This window comes from Arthrobacter sp. Hiyo1 (genome assembly GCF_001263615.2).
Classification (GTDB): Bacteria; Actinomycetota; Actinomycetes; order Actinomycetales; family Micrococcaceae; genus Arthrobacter.
Genome location: NZ_DF952470.1, coordinates 478721 through 480257, shown reverse-complemented (window position 1 = coordinate 480257; position 1537 = coordinate 478721). Strand labels below are relative to the sequence as shown.

The following is a 1537-nucleotide window of genomic DNA, read 5'->3' as shown; positions in this document are numbered from 1 at the left end:
GAGATCGTTGCCATCCGCGAGGCGGCCGCGGCCCTGCAACGCCACGCCCTTGAACTCGGAGAAGGCGGAGACGGCTGGCGCCTCGAGGACTGCACCCTTGTGGTGACGCTGGAGCCGTGCGCGATGTGCGCCGGAGCCATTGTGCTGGCCCGGATTCCGCGGGTGGTCTTCGGCGCCTGGGATGAGAAGGCCGGGGCTGCCGGATCGGTGTTCGACATCCTGAGGGAACGCCGGCTCAACCACTGGGTGGAGGTGTACGCAGGCGTGCGCGAAGAGGAATGCTCGGCTCTGTTGCGCGATTTCTTCGCGGCCCACCGGAAATAGCAGCTGCCTCCGGATCGCCCTTGAAATTGTGAGGTGTTGGACGTCAGATGGTCTCATGCAGCACAGCTGAGGAGGACCTCATGACCGTCTCGTTCAACCACGCCATCGTCTACGCAACGGACAAACGCCGTTCCGCGGAGTTCCTCGCCAAGGTGTTTGGGCTTCCGAAGCCGCAAGCCATGTGGTCCTTCATGACCGTGGCCTTTGACCATGGAGTGGCCCTCGATTTCGCCACGGCGGACCGGCCCATCTCTCCCCAGCACTATGCCTTCCTGGTCAGCGAGGACGACTTCGACGGGATCTTCGCCCGGATCCAGGCCGAGGGCATCCCCTACTGGGCCGATCCTGCACGCTCACGCCCCCAGCTGATCAACCACAACGACGGCGGACGCGGCGTCTACTTCGCCGATCCGGACGGTCATTTCCTCGAGGCGATCACGAGGCCGTATGGATCGGGTGCCGCATGAGTTCCCCGGTGCGCGTCACGGCCATGGTGACCGGCCGCGTCCAGGGCGTGGGTTTCCGGTACTCCACAATGCACCAAGCCCGGCTATTGGGATTGACCGGGGAAGCTGCCAACCAGTTGGACGGCTCGGTGCAAGTGATCGCAGAGGGAGACCGCGAAGCCGTCGACTCCTTGCTGGAATGGCTGCAGTCCCGGGACGCCCCCGGCCGCGTAAAACACGTGGATGCCACCTTCACGCAAGCCACCGGCGAGTTCTCCGGATTCTGGGTGGACTGAAGCACTCCAACCTGAGACCAGCGTTCGCTTTATGAATTGGCACTGTCCAGGGCGTCGATGCGTTTTTGCCGCGATGCCGGCGAGTCCAGGCTGAACGAGCGGAAGTCCCCGAGGTCTTCGCGGATCCAGCTCTCCACCTCATTGATCCGCTGGGTGACGGCCGCAGTGGGCTTGTCGAACGTCCATGCTGCGATCCGTTCCTTGCCCGGATCGTATTGCCACAGCCCGATGATCCGTCCCCGGTCCAGGATCGGGTGGTCGGACAGGTCCGCCTGCAGCGCGAGCGTGGTGTCCAGGATCTTCCGGCCCCGATCTCCTTCGGCCAGCATGTCCGCCGAATTCCTGCGCAGCAGTACCAAAGAATCCGTCCCGGCCAGAAGCTGGATCTGTTCCTCCTGCGGCGCCGTGAACGCGGAAAGGTGCTCGACGTCGTCGGGCAGCATCCAGAGCGGCTCGCCTGCCGCCGTCGTC

General features: G+C 64.4%; 3 protein-coding genes and 1 pseudogene. 3 read left to right on the top strand and 1 reads right to left on the bottom strand.

Features of this window, described 5'->3' with window-relative positions:
* The 3 genes from AHiyo1_RS11100 to AHiyo1_RS11090 all read left to right on the top strand — a co-directional run.
* On the top strand, positions 1 to 324 hold a 324-nt coding region (locus AHiyo1_RS11100), incomplete at its 5' end, for a nucleoside deaminase (protein WP_148667544.1).
* Positions 325 to 404: 80 nt separating this feature from the next.
* A complete protein-coding gene (locus AHiyo1_RS11095; protein WP_059388603.1) occupies positions 405 to 791 on the top strand; it encodes a VOC family protein in 387 nt (128 codons plus the stop codon).
* A complete protein-coding gene (locus AHiyo1_RS11090; protein ID WP_059388602.1) occupies positions 788 to 1066 on the top strand; it encodes an acylphosphatase in 279 nt (92 codons plus the stop codon). The genes AHiyo1_RS11095 and AHiyo1_RS11090 overlap by 4 nt, the downstream gene beginning before the upstream one ends.
* 29 nt (positions 1067 to 1095) lie before the next feature.
* Here AHiyo1_RS11090 and AHiyo1_RS26635 read toward each other — a convergent pair.
* Positions 1096 to 1537 (bottom strand): annotated as a pseudogene (locus tag AHiyo1_RS26635) (DNA glycosylase AlkZ-like family protein); the annotation flags it as partial.

Coding starts and splice junctions, on each gene's coding strand:
- AHiyo1_RS11095 (WP_059388603.1), top strand. CDS start 405: ATGACCGTCTCGTTCAACCACGCCATCGTCTACGCAACGGACAAACGC.
- AHiyo1_RS11090 (WP_059388602.1), top strand. CDS start 788: ATGAGTTCCCCGGTGCGCGTCACGGCCATGGTGACCGGCCGCGTCCAG.